At 68.5% G+C, this 18,198-nt stretch carries 16 protein-coding genes; 11 read left to right on the top strand and 5 right to left on the bottom strand.

Translation table 11 applies throughout. The features are described from left to right. Window positions 1-14 precede the first annotated feature (14 nt). From E0H50_RS10485 to E0H50_RS10470, 4 genes are read left to right on the top strand one after another with little or no spacing between them, the layout of a single operon-like run. Complete coding sequence (locus E0H50_RS10485; RefSeq protein ID WP_131286501.1) at window positions 15-1,067, top strand: right-handed parallel beta-helix repeat-containing protein; 1,053 nt, start codon at window positions 15-17, stop codon at window positions 1,065-1,067. Further along, window positions 1,067-2,251 carry a GDSL-type esterase/lipase family protein gene (locus E0H50_RS10480; protein ID WP_131286499.1) on the top strand — a complete coding sequence of 395 codons (1,185 nt, stop codon included), beginning with the start codon at window positions 1,067-1,069 and terminating at the stop codon, window positions 2,249-2,251. The genes E0H50_RS10485 and E0H50_RS10480 overlap by 1 nt, the downstream gene beginning before the upstream one ends. Before the next feature lie 27 nt (window positions 2,252-2,278). Next, entirely contained in the window at window positions 2,279-4,588 is a 2,310-nt protein-coding gene (locus tag E0H50_RS10475) for a polysaccharide lyase 8 family protein (RefSeq protein ID WP_131286497.1), read from the top strand. A 28-nt stretch (window positions 4,589-4,616) separates the two neighbouring features. Further along, complete coding sequence (locus E0H50_RS10470) at window positions 4,617-5,597, top strand: acetylxylan esterase (RefSeq protein WP_131286495.1); 981 nt, start codon at window positions 4,617-4,619, stop codon at window positions 5,595-5,597. Here the strand turns inward: E0H50_RS10470 and E0H50_RS10465 are convergent. Both E0H50_RS10465 and E0H50_RS10460 read right to left on the bottom strand, forming a co-directional pair. Beyond that, window positions 5,560-6,762: a hypothetical protein gene (locus tag E0H50_RS10465; protein ID WP_131286493.1), complete on the bottom strand. Its 1,203-nt coding sequence runs from the start codon at window positions 6,760-6,762 to the stop codon at window positions 5,560-5,562. The two genes, E0H50_RS10470 and E0H50_RS10465, sit on opposite strands and share 38 nt — an antisense overlap. A gap of 86 nt (window positions 6,763-6,848) precedes the next feature. After that, the gene (locus tag E0H50_RS10460) at window positions 6,849-7,847 is read right to left on the bottom strand and encodes a LacI family DNA-binding transcriptional regulator (RefSeq protein WP_131286491.1); all 999 of its coding nucleotides are present in this window, start codon (window positions 7,845-7,847) and stop codon (window positions 6,849-6,851) included. Between the two features lie 157 nt (window positions 7,848-8,004). Here E0H50_RS10460 and E0H50_RS10455 point away from each other — a divergent pair, with 157 nt between their 5' ends. The 4 genes from E0H50_RS10455 to E0H50_RS10440 are packed head-to-tail and all read left to right on the top strand — an operon-like array spanning window position 8,005 to window position 12,885. Continuing rightward, window positions 8,005-9,861, top strand: coding sequence for a glycoside hydrolase family 127 protein (locus tag E0H50_RS10455; protein ID WP_131286489.1), 1,857 nt, complete (start codon window positions 8,005-8,007; stop codon window positions 9,859-9,861). Window positions 9,862-9,863: 2 nt separating this feature from the next. Further along, window positions 9,864-11,174 (top strand): extracellular solute-binding protein, encoded by a 1,311-nt coding sequence (locus E0H50_RS10450; RefSeq protein WP_131286487.1) that lies wholly within the window; start codon window positions 9,864-9,866, stop codon window positions 11,172-11,174. Then, window positions 11,171-12,052 carry a carbohydrate ABC transporter permease gene (locus E0H50_RS10445; protein WP_131286485.1) on the top strand — a complete coding sequence of 294 codons (882 nt, stop codon included), beginning with the start codon at window positions 11,171-11,173 and terminating at the stop codon, window positions 12,050-12,052. Before E0H50_RS10450 ends, E0H50_RS10445 begins: the two co-directional genes overlap by 4 nt. Before the next feature lie 2 nt (window positions 12,053-12,054). Continuing rightward, window positions 12,055-12,885 carry a carbohydrate ABC transporter permease gene (locus tag E0H50_RS10440; protein ID WP_131286483.1) on the top strand — a complete coding sequence of 277 codons (831 nt, stop codon included), beginning with the start codon at window positions 12,055-12,057 and terminating at the stop codon, window positions 12,883-12,885. On the opposite strand, the gene E0H50_RS10435 is transcribed toward E0H50_RS10440, so the two are convergent. Continuing rightward, a complete protein-coding gene (locus tag E0H50_RS10435) occupies window positions 12,882-14,090 on the bottom strand; it encodes a TerC family protein (protein ID WP_131286481.1) in 1,209 nt (402 codons plus the stop codon). The two genes, E0H50_RS10440 and E0H50_RS10435, sit on opposite strands and share 4 nt — an antisense overlap. Before the next feature lie 100 nt (window positions 14,091-14,190). Between E0H50_RS10435 and E0H50_RS10430 the strand changes: the two genes are divergently transcribed. Together E0H50_RS10430 and E0H50_RS10425 are read left to right on the top strand one after the other, a co-directional pair. After that, window positions 14,191-14,799 (top strand): acyl-CoA-like ligand-binding transcription factor, encoded by a 609-nt coding sequence (locus E0H50_RS10430; RefSeq protein ID WP_131286479.1) that lies wholly within the window; start codon window positions 14,191-14,193, stop codon window positions 14,797-14,799. Between the two features lie 67 nt (window positions 14,800-14,866). Further along, a complete protein-coding gene (locus tag E0H50_RS10425; RefSeq protein ID WP_131286477.1) occupies window positions 14,867-16,378 on the top strand; it encodes an FAD-dependent monooxygenase in 1,512 nt (503 codons plus the stop codon). Here E0H50_RS10425 and E0H50_RS10420 read toward each other — a convergent pair. Then, complete coding sequence (locus tag E0H50_RS10420; RefSeq protein WP_131286475.1) at window positions 16,345-16,908, bottom strand: helix-turn-helix domain-containing protein; 564 nt, start codon at window positions 16,906-16,908, stop codon at window positions 16,345-16,347. The genes E0H50_RS10425 and E0H50_RS10420 overlap by 34 nt on opposite strands. A gap of 39 nt (window positions 16,909-16,947) precedes the next feature. On the opposite strand from E0H50_RS10420, the gene E0H50_RS10415 reads away from it, so the two are divergent. After that, entirely contained in the window at window positions 16,948-17,469 is a 522-nt protein-coding gene (locus E0H50_RS10415; protein WP_131286473.1) for a GNAT family N-acetyltransferase, read from the top strand. On the opposite strand, the gene E0H50_RS10410 is transcribed toward E0H50_RS10415, so the two are convergent. After that, window positions 17,466-18,092, bottom strand: coding sequence for a M15 family metallopeptidase (locus E0H50_RS10410; RefSeq protein ID WP_131286471.1), 627 nt, complete (start codon window positions 18,090-18,092; stop codon window positions 17,466-17,468). The two genes, E0H50_RS10415 and E0H50_RS10410, sit on opposite strands and share 4 nt — an antisense overlap. Window positions 18,093-18,198 lie beyond the last annotated feature (106 nt).

Raw genomic sequence — 18,198 nt, 5'->3', positions numbered from 1 at the left:
TCAGGAGGACCACCATGTCCCGAGCTGTCCCGATCCTGCTTCTCGGCGCCGCGCTGGCGCTGCCCGCGGTCCCGGCGCACGCCGCGACCGATTACTACGTTGCCACCACCGGCAGCGACGCGAACTCCGGTACGTCGACCGGTACGCCGTTCGCGACGATCCAGAAAGCGCTTGATACCGCGCCGCGCGGAGCGACCGTCCATCTTGCCTCGGGCACCTATCTCCAGGACGCGGTGACGATCAGGTCCGGTGTCACGATCACCGGACCGTCGACCGCGGTCGTGAAAGGCGCCGGAAACTCGCGCATCCTCCAGATCCGGCACGACAGCGTGACGCTGGACGGGTTCACGATCGACGGGCTGTTCGGGTCGTCGTCCAGCAAGGACGGGTACCGGGACAAGCTCGTGTACGTGATGAGCACGTCGCCTGGTGACGGCGTGGGCACGCTGACGATCCGGAACATGCGGTTGAAGAACGCCGGCGGTGAGTGCCTGCGGCTGCGGTACCTGATCACGAACGCCGACGTTCACGACAACACCGTCGGCCCGTGCGGGGTGTACGACTTCAAGTTCAACGACGGCGGGAAGAACGGCGAGGGGATCTACCTCGGGACGGCACCGGAGCAGCAGGGCGAGAACGGCGCACCGGACGCCCAGGCGGACCGCAGCCGGAACAACCACATCCACGACAACACGATCGCGACGTACGGCAACGAGTGTGTCGACGTGAAGGAGAACTCCACCGCGAACGTGATCGAGCACAACGACTGCAGCCAGCAGAAGGACGCGAGCTCGGGCGGGCTGGACGCCCGCGGCAGCGGAAACACGTTCCGCTACAACACGATCCACGACAACACCGGCGCCGGCGTCCGCCTCGGCGGCGACACGGAAACCGATGGCGTGGACAACGACGTCTACGGAAACACGATCAAGAACAACGCGTCCGGCGGCGTGAAGTTCATGCGGACGCCGCAGGGGCAGGTGTGCGGAAACACCATGTCCGGAAACACCGGCGGAGATTCCGTCGGCACGTACGCCGCCGACTTCGAGCCCGCGGCGGCCTGCTGATGAGTGGAGTGTCCCGCCGCTCGATCCTCGGCGGAACAGCCGGCGGCGTCCTGGGCGGCGTCGTCGGCAGCTCGGTCAGCGGGACATCGTCTGCCGGCGCAACTGCCGGCAACGCAACCGCGGCACGGCTCCGGTGGGCCGCGAGTTGGGCGACGGCGCAGACCGCTCCCACCGCCGCGGATGCCGACGCAACGAGCGGCTTCACCGACACCACCCTCCGCTACAAACTCCGGCTCTCAGCCGGCACCACCCCGCCGGCGGGCGCGGACGCTCTCACCCGGGCAAGGCCTGCGGTTCGGCTGCGGTTCGCGAATCCGTTCGGTGCCGCGCCCGTCGTCGTCGGACCTGTGACGGCCAACGCGAAGCCGGTGCTGTTCGGCGGCGCGAAGGACGTGGTGCTGGCCGCGGGGGCGACCGTCGTGAGCGATCCGGTCGGGCTGATCCTGCCGGACGGCGCGGATCTGGTGGTGAGCATGTACCTGCCAGGACCCACCGGTCCGCTGAGCTTCCACCGGAACGTGCATGCGACCGGCTCCATCGGCGACCGCGCCACGAACTCGGTGTTCCTGCTCACCGGCATCGACGTACCCGCGACCGGACGCCAGGTGGTCGCTGTCCTCGGCGACTCGATCACCGAAGGCGTCGGTACGCCGGACAACGCCAACCTCCGCTGGCCCGACCAGGACGCCGCGCGCTTCCGTCGGCGCCCCGCGGTCGCCAACCTCGGGATCAGCGGAAACCGTGTTCTGCTCGACGACGGCCGCTTCGGACCGGGCGGGCAGTCCAGGTTCGACCGCGACGTACTCGGCCTGCCGAACCTCGGGACGCTGGTGACGTTCCTCGGCATCAACGACATCCAGCAACCGCCCAGCCAAACCGATCCGGCCCGGATCCTCCAGGCCTATCAGCAGCTGGTACACCGCGCGCACGACCACGACCTCGAGGTGATCGGCGCGACCATCGGCCCGTTCAAGGGCTGGATCCGCTACACCGACGCACTCGACCGGGTCCGCAACGACGTCAACGCCGTACTGCGGCAGGGACGTCTGTTCGATCGACTCCTCGACGTCGACGCCGCACTCCGCGACCCGGCCGATCACGCCCGGCTCCGCCCCGACTTCAACAGCGGCGACGGTCTGCACCCCAACGCCGCCGGCGCGAAGGCGATCGCCCTAGCTCTGTGAATCGCCCAGCCCTCTGAGAGGACCCACATGCCTGACCTCACGCTCCGCCGCCGGACTGTGCTCGGCGGAATGATCGGCGGGGCCGCACTCCTCGCCGTCCCCACTCCCACCTGGGCCGACGCGTCCACCGACGAGCTCCGCCTTCGCTGGCAGACGCTGCTCACCGGTGGCCCGATCGTCGATCCCGCCGACCCGGACCTCGCGGTCGCGATCGCCCGCGTCGACCGCCTGGCCCAGTCGGCGCTCGCCACCCTCGACCGCTCGGCGAACCGCACGACCCTCTGGCCGGATCTCGCGAGTACAACGCTTTCCAACCACGTTGCCTCGAACTTCCGCCGGATCAAGCAGATCGCGGTCGCCTGGGCGACGAACGGATCGGCCTACCAGGGAAACGCGTCGGCGGCCGACGACATCCGCGGTGCCCTCGAGTGGATGCACACGAACCGCTACAGTCCCACCCTGCCGCGGTACGACAACGACTACGACTGGGAGATCGGCGGCGCCGCCGCGTTCGCGGACACGCTGGTCCTGCTGTACGACGTGATTCCGGCCGACCTGCGGACGACGTACACGCAGGCGATCAACCACTACACGCCCGACCCGAACCTGTGGCGCGCCGACCGGCAGATCGCGACCGGCGCGAACCGCGTCTGGATCGCCACCGTCGTGGCCGTTCGCGCGGTCCTCGACGGCGACACCGCGGCGCTCGTCCGCGTCCGCGACGCGATCAGTGACATGGAGGGCAGCGGCGCGAACAGCGTGCTCGCGTTCAACGACGCGCCCGGCCGGGTCGACGGCACGGGCGAGGGGTTCTACAGCGACGGATCGTTCCTGCAGCATTACAAGCATCCGTACAACGGCGGCTACGGCAAGGAACTGCTCGGAACGCTTTCCTCCCTGCTGTACCTGCTCGGCGGTACCGAGTGGACCGTCACCGATCCCGCGCTCGAGAACATCTACGGCTGGATCAACGACGCCTTCGACCCACTGATGGTGCGTGGCGACCTGATGGGCTCGGTCTGCGGTCGTGAGATCGCCCGTCCCAGCAAGCAGAACCACGCGCCGACCCAGACGATCATCGAGGGCACGCTGCGGCTGATCCCGGCCGCGCCGGCGGAACGGGCGACGGAACTGACCGCGCTGGTCAAGCAGTGGATCACCGAAGACACTTTCCGGGATTTCCTGACCGTGACCGATCCGGCCTCGCTGGTGGCCGCCCGGAGCATCCTCGCGTCGTCGGCCGCCGCCCGCGGTCCGCTGGTCCTGCACAAGCAGTACCCGCGGATGGACAAGGTCGCACACCACCGACCGAAGTTCACGATCGGGCTGAGCGCGTACTCGTCGCGTATCTACAACTACGAGTCGATCCAGACCGAGAACCTGCACGGCTGGCATCTGTCCGACGGGATGGTGCTGCTGTACGACGACGACCTCGGTCACTACTCGGGCGACTACTGGCCGACGGTCGACCCGTACCGGTTGCCGGGGACAACGATCGATACCCGGCGGCTGGCCGACTCCTACGGTTTCCGCAGCACCAGCGCGGCCGACTGGGTGGGTGGCGTGTCCGTTCCGCAGCGCACGATCGGTGCCTATGGCATGGATCTGCGCGGGCACGGCACCAACCTGCGGGCTTTGAAGAGCTGGTTCCTGATCGACGACGTGATGGTGTGCCTCGGCTCGGACATCACCGGCGAGGGCGCGGTCGAGACAATCGTCGAGAACCGCAAGCTGCGCACCGGCGACGAGACCTTCACCACCGCGCCGGGCTGGTGTCATCTCGACGGCACCGGCGGCTATGTGTTCCCCGATCGCACCCCGGTCCACGCGCTCCGTGAGAACCGGACCGCGACCTGGCGGGAGATCAACCTCAAGTACGGCACCGACACTCCGGTGACCCGGCCATACCAAACCGTATGGTTCGCTCACGGTACGGCGCCGGTCGGACAGGGTTACTTCTACGTGCAGTTGCCGACCGCAACACTCGCGGAGACGAAGTCGTTCGCCGGCAAACTCCCGGTCCAGAGACTGCGGGCAGACAGTACGGCGCACGCGGTCCGGCTGCCCAACGTCCTGGCGGCCAACTTCTGGACGGCCGGCACTGTCGCCGAACTGACAGTCGGCGGCCCGGCCTCGGTCGTGGTCGCCGGCGGAACGGTCGCGATCTCGGATCCGACGCAGACCCGCGACTCGGTCACCGTCGACCTGGACAAACCCGACCTGTCGCTCACGAAAGCCGATGCCGGCGTCACGGTCAGCCGCCGCGGCCGCGGCTGGCGCATCGTCGTCGACACGACCGATCGCCACGGCAACGCCGCCACAGCCTGCTTCCACTGAGGAAACGCTGTACTGAAAGGAAGAACGAATGCTGGTCGACATGCCCCTGGACCGGTTGCGGGAGTACCGGCCGGAGCCGGAGGAGCCCGCGGACTTCGACGCGTTCTGGAAGCAGACGCTCGACGACGCGGCCGGCCACCCGATCGACGTCCGGTTCACGCCGTACGACGCACGCCTTGCGACCGTCGAGGTCCAGGACGTCACGTTCAGCGGGTGGGCCGGTCAGCCGGTGAGGGCGTGGCTGCTCCTGCCACGCCATCGCACCGGGCGGCTGCCCGCGGTCGTGCAGTACATCGGCTACAACGGCGGCCGTGGGATTCCGTACGAGTGGCTGACCTGGAGCGCGGCCGGGTACGCGCACCTGATCATGGACAACCGCGGCCAGGGTGGCGGCGGAAAAACCGTTTCCGAAACTCCGGACATCGCGCCGGAAGGACACGGATCGTCGGCACCGGGTTTCCTGACCCGCGGAATCGAGGATCCGGCCAAGCACTACTACCGCCGGCTGATCACCGACGCGGTCCGGGCGGTCGACGCGGTGAAGAGCAGCCCGGACGTCGACAGCGATCGGGTCGCCGTGGTCGGCGGCAGCCAGGGCGGCGGGCTGGCGATCGCGGTCGCCGGTCTGCGCGCCGACCTGTCCGCCGCGATCGCCGACGTACCGTTCCTGTCGCACTACCGGCGGGCGTCGCAGATCACGGACAACGGGCCGTACGCCGAGATCGCGCGCTGGCTCAAGGGTCACCGGTTCGGGACCGAGACCGCGATCGGCACCCTGTCCTACTTCGACGCGGTGAACTTCGCCGCCCGGGCGACCTGCCCGGCGTGGTTCTCGGTCGCGCTGATGGACAACATCTGCCCGCCGTCGACGGTGTTCGCGGCGTACCACCGTTACGCCGGTCCCGCGCAGATCGAGGTGTTCACCTACAACGGGCACGAAGGCGGCGCGGAGTACGACCTGCCGCGCAAGCTCAGTGCCCTCGCTTCCGCCTTCGGCCGCGATGCCTGAGGCGGAGCCCGCCCCACAAGATCAACGCCGGTAGCCAGAGCAGCACCAGCCAGGGAAGCCGCCACCAGCCGGACGCACCGTCGAACGCCGCCTGGTCGCCACTGTTCTGATCGGTGGCGACCAGCGGCCGGGCGGACGACGACCAGGTGAGGAACGCGTCGCCGATCGGCACCGCGCCGAACAGGTACCGCTTCGTCTTCAGCCCGCTGACCGGCAGACCGACCAGCTCGCCCTGGCGCGCCAGCCGATCCGCGAGCGGATCGTGGTGCACCCGCGCCGCGCCGACCGTCACAACGGTCGCGGACAGACTCCTCCCGAGCACCAACGGCCCGGAATCGACATCGCCCGGTCCACTCGTCCCCTTCGGGTACTCGCGCACGCCGAGCCCGGTGACGAACTTGTCCTTGAAGAGCTCGTACTGCGTTCGCGCGAACGCCGGATCGACGTCGATCAGAAACCGCTGGATCATCGCCTGCGACGAACCGCGCGCCCCGGAAACTTGCGGAACGACCTGGTGCGGTAGCAGCCCGGTTGCCGGATCCAGTTTCGTCTTCGCCGTCGTCACCCAGTTCCGCGCGATCTGTCCGAAGCGAGGGGCGACCAACGCGTCGTACAACCGCAGCGACGCGATCGCGACGACCGAGTCGACCGGCCAGGCCTGCCCCGGGTACGCCGCCAGGAACGGGGTCTTCGCGGTCCGGAAAGCGGTGGCGATCTCCACCGATTCGCTGGCGAACGTGTCGCGGTCGGCAGCGTCCGAGTGGCCGAGCGCTATCAATCCGCCGCGCAGCCAGTTCGTCCAGCCGGCGTAGAAGACGCCGTACCGCGGTTGCAGTGACTCGTCGAACGGAGCGGTTCCGGCCGCCGACGCGATCCGGTCGAGGGCCCACCGCACCTCCGCGGTCGCGTCCGCGGATCGGGCCGGATCGTCGACGCCGACCTGGACCCAGGTCAGCCCGTACAGCACATTCAGGAAGAAATACCCTTCCGGAAACTGTTTCTGCGCGGCGAGGTCCGCGCCGCCCTCGAGCTCGGCCCGCAGGAACGCCAGCTGTTTCACCGCGCCACGGGCGGGATCGGTCCACGGAAGAACCAGACGCGCGGTCCCCACCCCCGCCAGCAGCGTGGCGATGACCGCCACGCCGATCACAAGCTTGCGCAGCACCCGCATCAATCTAGAGGGTTTTCGGCAACCAACGGCGGTCCTGCGGGTGACCATCCGAAGACTGGACGCGCCGCCGCGCGCTCCGCTCAGGTGCCGAGCGTCGACTCGCGGGTGATCAGGCGGGTGGGCAGGATCAGCTGGCCGCGGCGGGGGGAGCCGGCGATGACGTCGAGGAGCAGGTTGGCGGTCCGGCGACCGAGTTCTTCGAGCTCCATGTCGACGGTGGTGAGCGGCGGTCTGCTGGCCAGCGCCATCACGGACCAGTTGTCGTAGCCGGTGACCGCGATGTCGTAGGGGACCGAGCGGCCGAGTTCGCGCAGGCGGTCGCAGACGCCGCGGGCGATCTGGTCACTGCCGCACGTGATCGCATCCACGGTCGGCTGCGCCCGGAGCAACACGTCGACCGCGTGCCGGCCCCACCGCTCGCTCCACTCGCCGTACAGCGGCTGGCCGACGAATGCGTCCCGCGCGGCTCCCATCGTGGCCGCGGCGCGGATCCCTGCGCTGAGGTGTGACTCCGGCCCGGTGACGTGCGCGATCTGCTCGCGGCCGAGGGACAGCAGATGCCGCGTGGCCGACGCGGCGCCGCCGTGGTCGTCGACGATCACCGACGTGTCGTCCGGATCCGTCGACGGACTGAACGCGTAGACGACCGGGATCGGCACGTCGATCGGCTCCCGTGCCTCGGTCCGGCGGCCGGTCACGATGATGCCGTCCACCCGGCGCGACACCAGCGACTTCAGGTAGTGCTGCTCGCGGAGCGGGTCGTCGCGGGTGTCGCAGAGGACCAGCGCCATCTTGCCCGCGCTGAGCGCGTCCTCGGCGCCGAGCATGATCGGGATGCTGAACCGGCCGGAGCTGTCCGTGGTGATCAGCCCGACGGTGAAACTGCGCCCGGACGCGAGCGCGCGGCCGCGGCTGTCCGGGGTGAAACCGAGCTGTTCGGCGGCCCGCCGGACGCGCTCGCGGGTCTCCGCGCGGAGCTGCCCGGTGTCGTTCAGCGCCTTCGACGCGGTGCTCGCCGAGACGCCGGCCAGCGCGGCCACGTCCTTGATCCCGGGCGTGCGGGTGCTCCGTGACGCCATGCGGCAACTCCTTTCCTGAGGTTTCCGGCACAGTACCCCACGGATCGCGGCCGGCCCGGAGTTTATCCACAGGTAGGGGTTGACCCGGCGCGGCAGGCTCTCTACCTTCGTCCAGGAAAACGTGTTCCGGATTTTCCTAACTCAGGAGTCACGGCAGATGAGCGCTTCCCCGGAAACTGTCACTACATCCCGCAGCCCGGCGGCCACCTCGAAGGGCCGCCGGCACCCCCTCGGACTCGGCCAGGTCACGATCACCGGCGGCTTCTGGGCGCCGCGGCAGGCCCGCAACGGCGCGGACGCGATCCCCAGCGGCCAGGACCAGCTCGAGAAGGCCGGCAACCTGCAGAACCTCCGTCTCGCGGCAGGCATCGGCGAGGGCGAGGCGATCGGCCCGGTGTTCGCCGACTCCGACGTCTACAAGTGGCTCGAAGCCGCGGCGTGGGAGTACGGGCGCAACCCCGACGACGACCTGCTGCGACGCATCCGCGACCTGACCGCGGTCGTCGCGGCCGCGCAGCGCGAGGACGGGTACCTCGACTCGGTCGTCCAGCTCCGGTACGGCGACGAAGGCCGCTACAAGCAACTCGTCTGGAGCCACGAGCACTACTGCGCCGGCCACCTGATCCAGGCCGCGGTCGCCCAGGTCCGTTGCACCGGCGACCGTGCGTTGCTCGACGTCGCGACGAAGCTGGCCGACCACCTGGTCGCGACGTTCGGCGACGACAAGACGGTCGACGTCGACGGTCACCCGGTCATCGAGATGGCCCTCGTCGAGCTTTATCGAGAAACCGGTACGGCGGCGTACCTGGACCTGGCGAAATGGTTCGTGGAGGCGCGCGGGCACGGGATCATCGAGCGGCACGGGCACTCGCCGGCGTACTTCTCCGACCGGGTCCCGGTCCGCGAGGCGACCACGGTCGAGGGGCACTCGGTCCGCGCGGTCTATCTCGCCGCCGGTGCGGCCGATGTCGCGTTGGAGACCGGCGATTCCGCGCTGCTGGATTCGCTGAAGCGGCAGTTCGACCACATGTGGTCCACGAAGACGTACGTCACCGGCGGGCTGGGGGCGCGCTGGGAGGGCGAGGCGTTCGGCGACGAGTACGAGCTGCCGCCGGACCGTGCGTACGCGGAAACCTGCGCCGCGATCGGCGGAATCCAATGGGCCTGGCGGATGCTGCTCGCGACCGGTGAGGCGACGTACGGCGACGCGATCGAGCGGATGCTGTACAACGGTTTCCTTGCCGGCGTATCGCTGGCGGGGTCCGAGTACTTCTACGTCAACCCGCTGCAGCTGCGCGGGGCGGCGTACCCGGACACCGGTCGCAGCCCGGCGCACGGTCGGCGCGGCTGGTTCGACTGTGCCTGCTGCCCGCCGAACATCATGCGCACACTGTCGAGCCTCGACGGCTACCTCGCGACGACCACCGACGACGCCGTCCAGATCCACCAGTACGCCGCCGGTGTGATCAAGTCCGGCGACGTCGAGCTGGCCGTCGACACGAACTATCCCTGGGACGGCGCGGTCCGCATCACCAGCGCGACGCCGGTGGCGGTCGAGCTGCGCATCCCCGCGTGGGCGGAAGGTGCCACCGTGAACGGCGAACCGGCCGAGCCCGGCACCTACGTGCGGGTCGAGGCGGCTGACATCGACCTGCAGCTGCCACTCGAGTCCAGGATTGTCGGGGCAGATCCTCGGATCGACGCCGTTCGCGGCTGTGTCGCGCTCGAGCGGGGGCCGCTGGTGTACGCCGTCGAGCAGGTGGACAACGTGGCGAACGTCGACGACCTGCATCTGGTACCCGAGCCACCTGTTGCCGAGAGCACCGATCTCCTGGACGGAGTGACCGTGCTGAAGGCCCAGGGACGTGTCGGTACGGGGCATCGCGCCGGCTGGTCGTTCGAGCCGGGCGTGGAGGACTCGACCGGTGACGCGGTCGAGGTGGTGGCGATCCCGTACTACGCGTGGGCGAACCGGGAGATCGGTGCCATGCGCGTCTGGCTGCCCAGGGCCTGACGATGCTCACCCGGCGGAAGCTCCTCGGCCTAGGTGCCGCGGCGACCACGGCCGGTCTGTTCCCGGGCTGTAGCTCGGTCCTGCCCGAACCCGACGTCCAGGCGGCGGGTTTCGGGCAGGACGCCACCGGCACCGTGCAGGTGTGGTGCCGGGCGGCGACGCAGAGCGGTCTGACCGACCTGGTGAAGAAGTTCAACGCGTCCCAGAACCGGCTCACGGTCGAGCTGACACCGGTCCTGGACGCCCAGTACGTGACCAAGCTGGCGACCGCGATCCGCGGCCGGACGGTGCCGGACCTGGTCGACGTCGACGACATCAACTCGATGCTGTTCATCTATCGCGACGCGTTCACCGACCTGACCGAACCGCTCGCCGCGCTGGATTTCCGGGACCAGCTCAGCCCCGGCCATCTCCGGCTGGCGACCAAGGACGAGCGGGTGTACGGCGTGCCGTACCTCGCGGACAACTCGATGTTCTGGTTCAACACCGAGCTGTGCGACCGCGCCGACGTCGACCCGGACGAGGCGGTGAAGTCGTTCGGAAACCTGCTCGATGCGGCCCGGAAATTCCGGAAACTCGGCGACGACATCTACGCGTGGAGTTTCCCGGCGAACAGCCCGGGAGCGCTCGGCTTCGTCGTGCAGCCGATGGTGTGGGCCGCGGACACGGATCTGATCCAGGGGCCGGTGGGCAGCCAGTCCGGGCACATCACCGGAAACGACGTCGTCCGGCAGATGCTCGAGCTGCACCGGCAGCTCTGGGTCGACGGGCTGGTGCCGAGGGCGAACTTCTCCGACGACGCGTCCCGCTGGGGGAGCGACTTCCGGGCCGGCAAGGTCGGCATCTTCCCGTCCAACTACAGCGTGGTCGTGTCCGCGTCCGACGAGGCGTTCCACCAGAAGGTGACGCCCCGGCTGTTGTCCGGGCCGGACGGCGGTGCGGCGTTCTTCGACGGCGGCGACAACATGTGCATCCCACGGGGCGCGCGCAATGCATCGGGGGCGTGGGAGTTCGTGCGGTTCGCGCTGGACCTGCCGCAACAGATCGATCTGCCAGCCGGCGGGTACACGCCGGTGCGGTCGGACGCGCGGACCGCGGAGTTCGCGAAGAGGTATCCGTTGGCGACGCTGCCGCTGGAGCGCATCCAGGAGGGATACGCGCCGACAACGCTTTCCTACAACCTCCTCTACAACCAGCCGGACGGGCCGTGGCTGCAGATGTTCCGCCGCGCCGTGTTCGACGGCGAGCTGGAGGCCGCCATGAAGGAAGCCCAGCAGAACTACGACCGCATTCTCCGTCAGGGGCAGGCATGAGTACGCCGCGTTCGTTGACCCACCCAGGACGAACAGGGCTGCTGCTGGTGAGTCCCGCCGTACTGTTCGTCGGCGTCTTCGTGCTCGTGCCGTTGGCGTTCGCGCTGGTGATCTCGCTGACCAACTGGCCGTTGATCGGCACGGTGAAGTTCAGCGGGCTGAAGAACTACACCGCGATCGTCTCCGACGCCGCGTTCGCCAAGTCCGTCCTGTACACGCTGCTCTACACGGTCATCGTGACCGGGCCGATCCTGGTGCTCGGCTACGCGCTCGCGGTCCTGGTCCGCCGGAGACGCCGCGGCTCCACGCTGCTGCGAACGGTCTTCTTCCTGCCGTTCGTCGTCGGGCTGTCCACGCTCAGCTTCGTCACCGTCCTGGAGACGCAGCCGGAGAGCGGCGTGATCAACATCGTGCTCCGCAAGCTCGGCATCACCGACGGTACGACGGCCTGGCTGGTGGACGGGCCGCTCGCCACCGGACTGATCTGCGTGCTGGTGATCTGGGCCGTCAGCGGGCTGACGATGATGCTGCTGATGGCTGGGATGCAGGCGATCCCGCGGGAGTACTACGAGTCGGCCGAGCTGGACGGCGCGGGCTGGTGGAAACAGGAATGGGAGATCACGATCCCGATCCTGCGGCGGACGATCGCGATGGCGGTGATCATCTCGGTGATCGGCTCGCTGCTCGCGTTCTCGCAGTTCTACATCCTCACCCGCGGCGGTCCGGGAACCGACACCACGACGGTGGTCCAGTACATCTACAACCGGGCCTTCGTCCAGCTGCAGCTCGGCGCCGCGACCGCACTGTCGATCGTGCTGGTGATCGTGGTCGGACTCGTCACCGCGGCCCAGTTCCGCCTGCTCCGGGAGAAGGACTGACCATGCGACTCAAGAACACGTTTTACGTGATCGGCGGTGGCGGTGCGTTCCTGGTCTTCGCCGTACCGTTGCTGTGGGCCCTCTTCCGGTCGGTGCAGCCGAACGACGTGATCGTCGCGGCCCCGGACGGAAAAACGTTCTTCGACCTCACCTGGGACAACTTCCGGACGTTGATCGAGGGACCCGGAAACCTGATCCGGGCGGTCGGGAACAGTCTGATCGTCGCGATCAGCACGGCTGTCCTGACGGCGTTGCTCGCCACCTTCGCCGGGTACGGGTTCGCGCGGTTCCGGTTCCGTAGCGGGCCGATCCTGTTCGCGCTCGTGGTGGTGTCGATGATGATCCCGTTCCAGGCGATCCTGACGCCGCTGTACCTGGAGATGAACGTTCTCCGGCTGACGGACAGCCTGCTCGGGCTGGTGCTGTTCTACACCACGGTCAACCTGCCGTTCGGGGTGTTCGTGATGCGGAACTCGTTCGCCTCGGTGCCGGTGGAGCTGGAGGACTCGGCGCATGTCGACGGGTGCGGAACGTTCCGGATGCTCGGTTCCGTCCTGCGTCCGCTGATCACCCCGGGCGCCGCGACCGTCGCGCTCTACGCGTTCCTCGCGGCCTGGACGGAGTTCCTCGGTGCGCTCACCTTCCTGACCAAGGACGAGCTCTACACACTGCCGGTGGCGCTCGTGAACGTCCAGGCCGGCGCGTACGGCGAGATCAACTTCGGCTCGCTCGTCGCGGGATCGGTGATCGCGATGATCCCGTGCGTCGTGCTGTACGTGGGGCTGCAGCGTTTCTACGTCAGCGGCCTCGCGTCCGGGGCCGTCAAAGGCTAGAGGCTGGGGCGGATCTCGTGGTCGGCGTGGGCGACGGCGTGCGCCTCGCCGACCTCGCGGCACAGCGCCATCAGGTCCTCCTCGTTCAGCACCTGTTGCTTGGCCTTCGGGCCGAGGCCGGTGATGTGGTCGCGGGCCCGCAGCAACCGCTGGAACACCCGCTCCCGCTCCGCCGGGTCGTCGGTGTACTCCGGATCGAGGTACGCCGTCGCGTCCCGGCGGATGTGGGCCATCGCGGTCTGCGTCCGCCCGCGGGTGCTGAACAGGGACGCGAAGATCGTGATCAGCAGCACGGCCAGGATCACGATCAGGGACAGGCCGGTGCTGATCTCCGCGACCTCGACGTGGTCGCCGCCGTTCACGAACGGCAGGTTGTTCTCGTGCAGCGCGTGCAGGATCAGCTTGGCGCCGATGAACGCGAGGATCGTGGCGAGCCCGAAGGACAGGTAGATCAGCCGGTCCAGGAGCCCGTCGAGGAGGAAGAACAGTTGCCGCAGGCCGAGCAGGCTGAACGCGGTCGCGGTGAACACGACGTACACGTTCTGCGTCAGGCCGAAGATCGCCGGGATCGAGTCGAGCGCGAACATCAGGTCGGTGGCGCCGATTGCGACCATCACCAGCACCATCGGGGTCAGCATCCGTTGTCCGTCGACGACCGTCGTCAGCCGGTCCGCGTCGTACTCCTCCGAGGTCCGGAACAGCCGGCGGCTCAGCCGGACCACGAGGTTCTGGGCCTGGTGTGACTCCTCGGTCTCCGGTTTGAGCATGTTTCCGGCGGTCAGCAGGAGCGCGATCCCGAACAGGTAGAACACCCAGGAAAACGTGTTCAGCAACGCCGAGCCGAGGAAGATGAACCCGGCCCGCGCGATCAGGCTGACCACGATGCCGACCAGCAGGACCTTCTGCTGGTTCTCCCGGGGCACCCGGAAACCGGTCATGATGATCAGGAACACGAACAGGTTGTCGACCGACAGCGCCTTCTCCGTGATGTACCCGGCGAAGTACTCCGAGCCCATGTCGGCGCCGCCGAGGATCAGCGTTCCGAGTCCGAACAGCAGCGCGATCCCGACGTACAGGCCGGACCAGACGGCGGCCTCGCGCAGGGTCGGGACGTGCGCCGATCGCACATGGAAGAAGTAGTCGAACAGCAACAGGCCGACGATCGCCAGCACCGTCAGCACCCAGACCAGCGGGGACACCGTCATGGGGTTACCCAACCACGCTCTGGGCACCGGCTCAGCACGTTGGAGAAATTTGCCTAAAAGGCATCTTTGCTCTTTGGGCAATTTCTGTTACGGTCGGGACATGGCCGACGGGTTGCGGGAGCGGAAGAAGCAGGAGACGCGGATCGCGCTGAGCTGGGCGGCGGTCCGGCTCGCCGTCGAGCGTGGGTACGGCAACGTCCGGATCGAGGACATCGCCGACGAGGCCGGCGTCTCGCTGCGGACGTTCCGCAACTACTTCGACAGCAAGGCTGACGCGATCGCCGCACGCGAGGTGGACCGCAGCCTCAAGATCGCCGAGGAGCTCCGGGCGCGGCCCGCCGACGAGCCGTTGTGGGTGGCGATCCGGGCGGCGATCGAGAAGCACTTCGCGCTCGGCGAGGAAGGCCACGGCGGGCGGCGGCCGCCGGACGAGCAGTGGCTCACCGGCATCCGGCTGATGATGAGCGAGCCGGCGCTGCAGGGCGCGGTCGCGCGCGCCTACGCCCGCGTCGGCGAGGAACTCGCGGCCGCGGTCGCCGACCGGACCGGGACCTCGGGGATGTATCCGCGGCTGGTCGCCGAGGTGATCGGCGCGACCCGCGCGGTCGTGACGGCGGAGTGGCTGCGGGCCGATCCGCCGCGCTCGATCGCCGACCTGCTGTCGTCGGCGCTCGACCAGGTCGAAGCCGGCCTGCCCGTCCCCGAATAACCAATCGAACCAGCTGACCCCCGGCGGGTTGCCGGGGCGGTCAGTCATGCCCAAGTGGAGGGACGTCATGGACGCAGAAGTTGTCATCGCCGGGGCCGGACCGAACGGCCTGATGCTCGCCAGTGAACTCCGGCTGGCCGGGGTCCGGCCGATCGTGCTGGAGAAACTCCCGGAACGCAGCACCGTTCCGCGCGCCAACGGACTGGTCGGCCAGGTCGTCAGGATGCTCGACCGGCGCGGACTGTACGAGCGCTTGAGCGGTACGCCGGGTCCGCCGCGGCCGGCTCCTGGATTCGTGTTCGGTGCGATGCCGTTGCCGCTCGACGTACTCGAGGAGAACCCGGTCTATCTTCTGCCGGTTCCGCAGGTGCGCATCGAGGAGGTGCTGCAGGAGCGGGCGCTGGAGCTCGGCGTCGAGATCCGGCGCGGTCACGAGCTGACCGGGTTAACGCAGGACGCGGACGGTGTCACGGTGTCGTTGTCCGGTCCGGACGGTGCGTACCAGTTGCGGGCCGGCTATCTGGTCGGCGCCGACGGCGGACACAGTACGACGCGGAAACTGGCTGGAATCGACTTTCCTGGCGTCACCAACGACTCGATGGTGTCCCGGACCGGAAGCGCCGCGGTGCCACCCGAGTACATCGAGGACGGGCTGCTGAAGATCCCCGGGTACGGCGTCGTGCCGCCGTTCCTGCACCAGCGGACCGAACGTGGACTGTTCGTCTGGGCGCCGTTTCCGGATCGGCTGCCCGCGATCAGCACGGGAGAGTGGGACACGCCGCCGGACGGCGACGTGACCTTCCAGGAGTTGCAGGAGAGCGCCGACCGGGTCCTCGGCGTGCACCTTCCGTTGGTCGAGCCAACGGGTGAAGGTGTGCGGCAGCTCCGTCGGGTGGTCGGTGGGAACAGCCGGCTGGCGTCGAGTTTCCGTTCCGGACGGGTGTTGCTGGTCGGCGACGCCGCGCATGTGCACTCGGCGATCGGCGGGCCGGGGCTGAACCTCGGACTGCAGGATGCCGTCAATCTCGGGTGGAAACTGGCGGCTGAGGTACAGGGCTGGGCGCCGCCGGGACTGCTCGACACCTACGAGTCCGAGCGCCGGCCGGTGGGGGAGCGGGTCGTGATGCACACCCAGGCACAGTCGGCGTTGATCGCGCCGGGCGACGACGTGACGGCGTTGCGGAAACTGTTCGGAGAGTTTCTGACCGATCCGCGGAACGTTCTGCGAGTTGCGGAACTGATTTCCGGCGCGGACATCAGGTACGCCGAGGGTTCGCATCCCCTGGTGGGCCGCTGGGCACCCGATCTGATGGTCGGCTCGGTGCGGTTGGCCGAGCTGATGCGGCCCGCTCGCCCGCTGCTCGTCGACCTCACTCCCGACGCGTCGTTCGCCGACCTGGTGCCGGAGCCCGTGGAGGTGGTCACCGGCCGGGGAGAGGCTCCGATCGCCTTGCTGATCAGGCCGGACGGCTACATCGCCTGGGCCGCCGAGCAGGACGGGGCCGCGGAACGGGAAGCTCTGCGTGACGCCGTCGCGCAGTGGTTTCAGCCACGCCCCTTGACCAGTGCGACGAGGTAGCGACACACCGACGTACCCGGATTGTGGAACGTCGTCGGTAGGGGCGGGCCGAGTTGCAGGCAGTCGCCGGCGTGCAGCTCGTGCACTTGCGACCCTTCGTGAAAGCGCAGCTGCCCCTCGAGGATCCACAGCTGCTGGTACTTGAAGATGTAGGCGTCGGCCGGGTACGAGACCGACGCTCCCGGAGGCAGGTGCACCTCCACCAACTCCAACGGACCATCGGTCACCGGGGACACCGCGCGCCGGCGGTACCCGGTGCCCGGGTCGGTCCAGACCGGCTGGTCGTCCGCTCGCCGGAGCAGCTCGCCCGTGTTCTCCGCGCGAGCGACCAACTCGGACAAGGTCATGCCGAGCGCACCGGACAGCTTCCCGAGCAGTACGGCGGTGGGCTGCGCCTCGCCCCGCTCGATCTTCCCGATCATCGCTCGCGAGACGCCGGACTGCTCGGCGAGCGCGTTCACCGACAGGTCCTGCGCCACCCGCGCCTGCTGCACCGTCGCGGCCAGGGATCGAGACAGATCATCAATCACGCTTGCCACTATAGCGGCAGTTGTGGCTACTATCGTGTCATGGTTCAGGTCAGAGACGCCGCGGCCGCCGATGCCGCGGCCTGCGCGGCGATCTACGCGCCCTACGTCACCGGTACGTCGATCACGTTCGAACTCGATCCGCCGACGGTCGACGAGATGGCCGAGCGGATCGCGAAATCGCAGTCCACTCATGCCTGGCTGGTTCTCGAGGACGACGGTCAGGTCGTCGGCTACGCGTACGGCGGCCCGATGAAACCGCGCCCGGCGTACCGCTGGTCCTGCGAGGTCAGCGTCTACGTTGCCCCCAGCCACCACCGCACCGGCGTCGGCCGAACGCTCTACAACGCCCTGTTCGACCGCCTGTCCGCCCGCGGCTATCGCACCGCCGTCGCCGGCGTCACGCTCCCCAACCCCGCCAGCGAAGCCCTGCACAAATCCCTCGGCTTCGACCCGATCGGCACCTACCGGAACATCGGCTGGAAACTCGACGCCTGGCACGACGTCGCCTGGTCCCAGCGCCCGCTCGCCAAGCTCCCCGATCCCCCCGAAGAGCCGCACTAGCCTTTGGGGTCGGTCATCGGCGGGCAGGTTCCGCCCGGGGTCGTGACGAGTTCGAAGTGCCAGATCTCGTTGGAGAGGGTTTGGCAGAGGCCGTAGCGGTTGCCGTGGCGGATCAGCCAGTAGTCGGCGTCGGTGGGGCCGATGTCGACGGCGTGGCCCGTGACGTGGTGCGATTCGTCCGGGTCGGCGACGTACTCCTTGGCCTTCTTCTTGCTGCCGTACTTGCGGATCGCCTTCTCCATCAGCTCTTCCTGGTACTTCTTGCTGCGCCAGCCCGTCGTGACCTGCATTCTGATGCCGTCCTCCTTCATCGCGGTCTCGGCCTTCTGGACGGCCTCGCGGAGGGCGGGGTCGAGCTTCGTGACCCCGGGCAGACTGGTGTTGTACGCCGAGGTGTGGTCCGGCAGTACGCCGTCCGCCGCGCCGGGCGGCCCGCCCTTGGACGAGCCTTTGGTCGAGCCTTTGGTCGAGCCCGACGTCTCGGATCCGGTGCCCGAGGATGACGAGTCCTGCGCGGAAACCGCTGTACACGAGGTCAGCGCGAGACTGATGACGGCGGCAACGATCGCCAGCCGGCCGGGTCCGGCGGTCCGGCGATCGCGCCTCAGGTGATGAATCAGCATGCCGACAGTTCATCCAAGGCGATGTTGCGGCAGCGTCTGCGATTTCCGATATGTTTTCGATACCGGCGCCGGAACCTGACCCCGCAGGCAGTTGGCCCGTACCGCG

It is taken from the genome of Kribbella sindirgiensis (genome assembly GCF_004331435.1).
GTDB lineage: Bacteria > Actinomycetota > Actinomycetes > Propionibacteriales > Kribbellaceae > Kribbella > Kribbella sindirgiensis.
The sequence above is the reverse complement of the archived record's forward strand: the minus strand, read 5'-3'. Positions and strand labels throughout refer to the sequence as shown.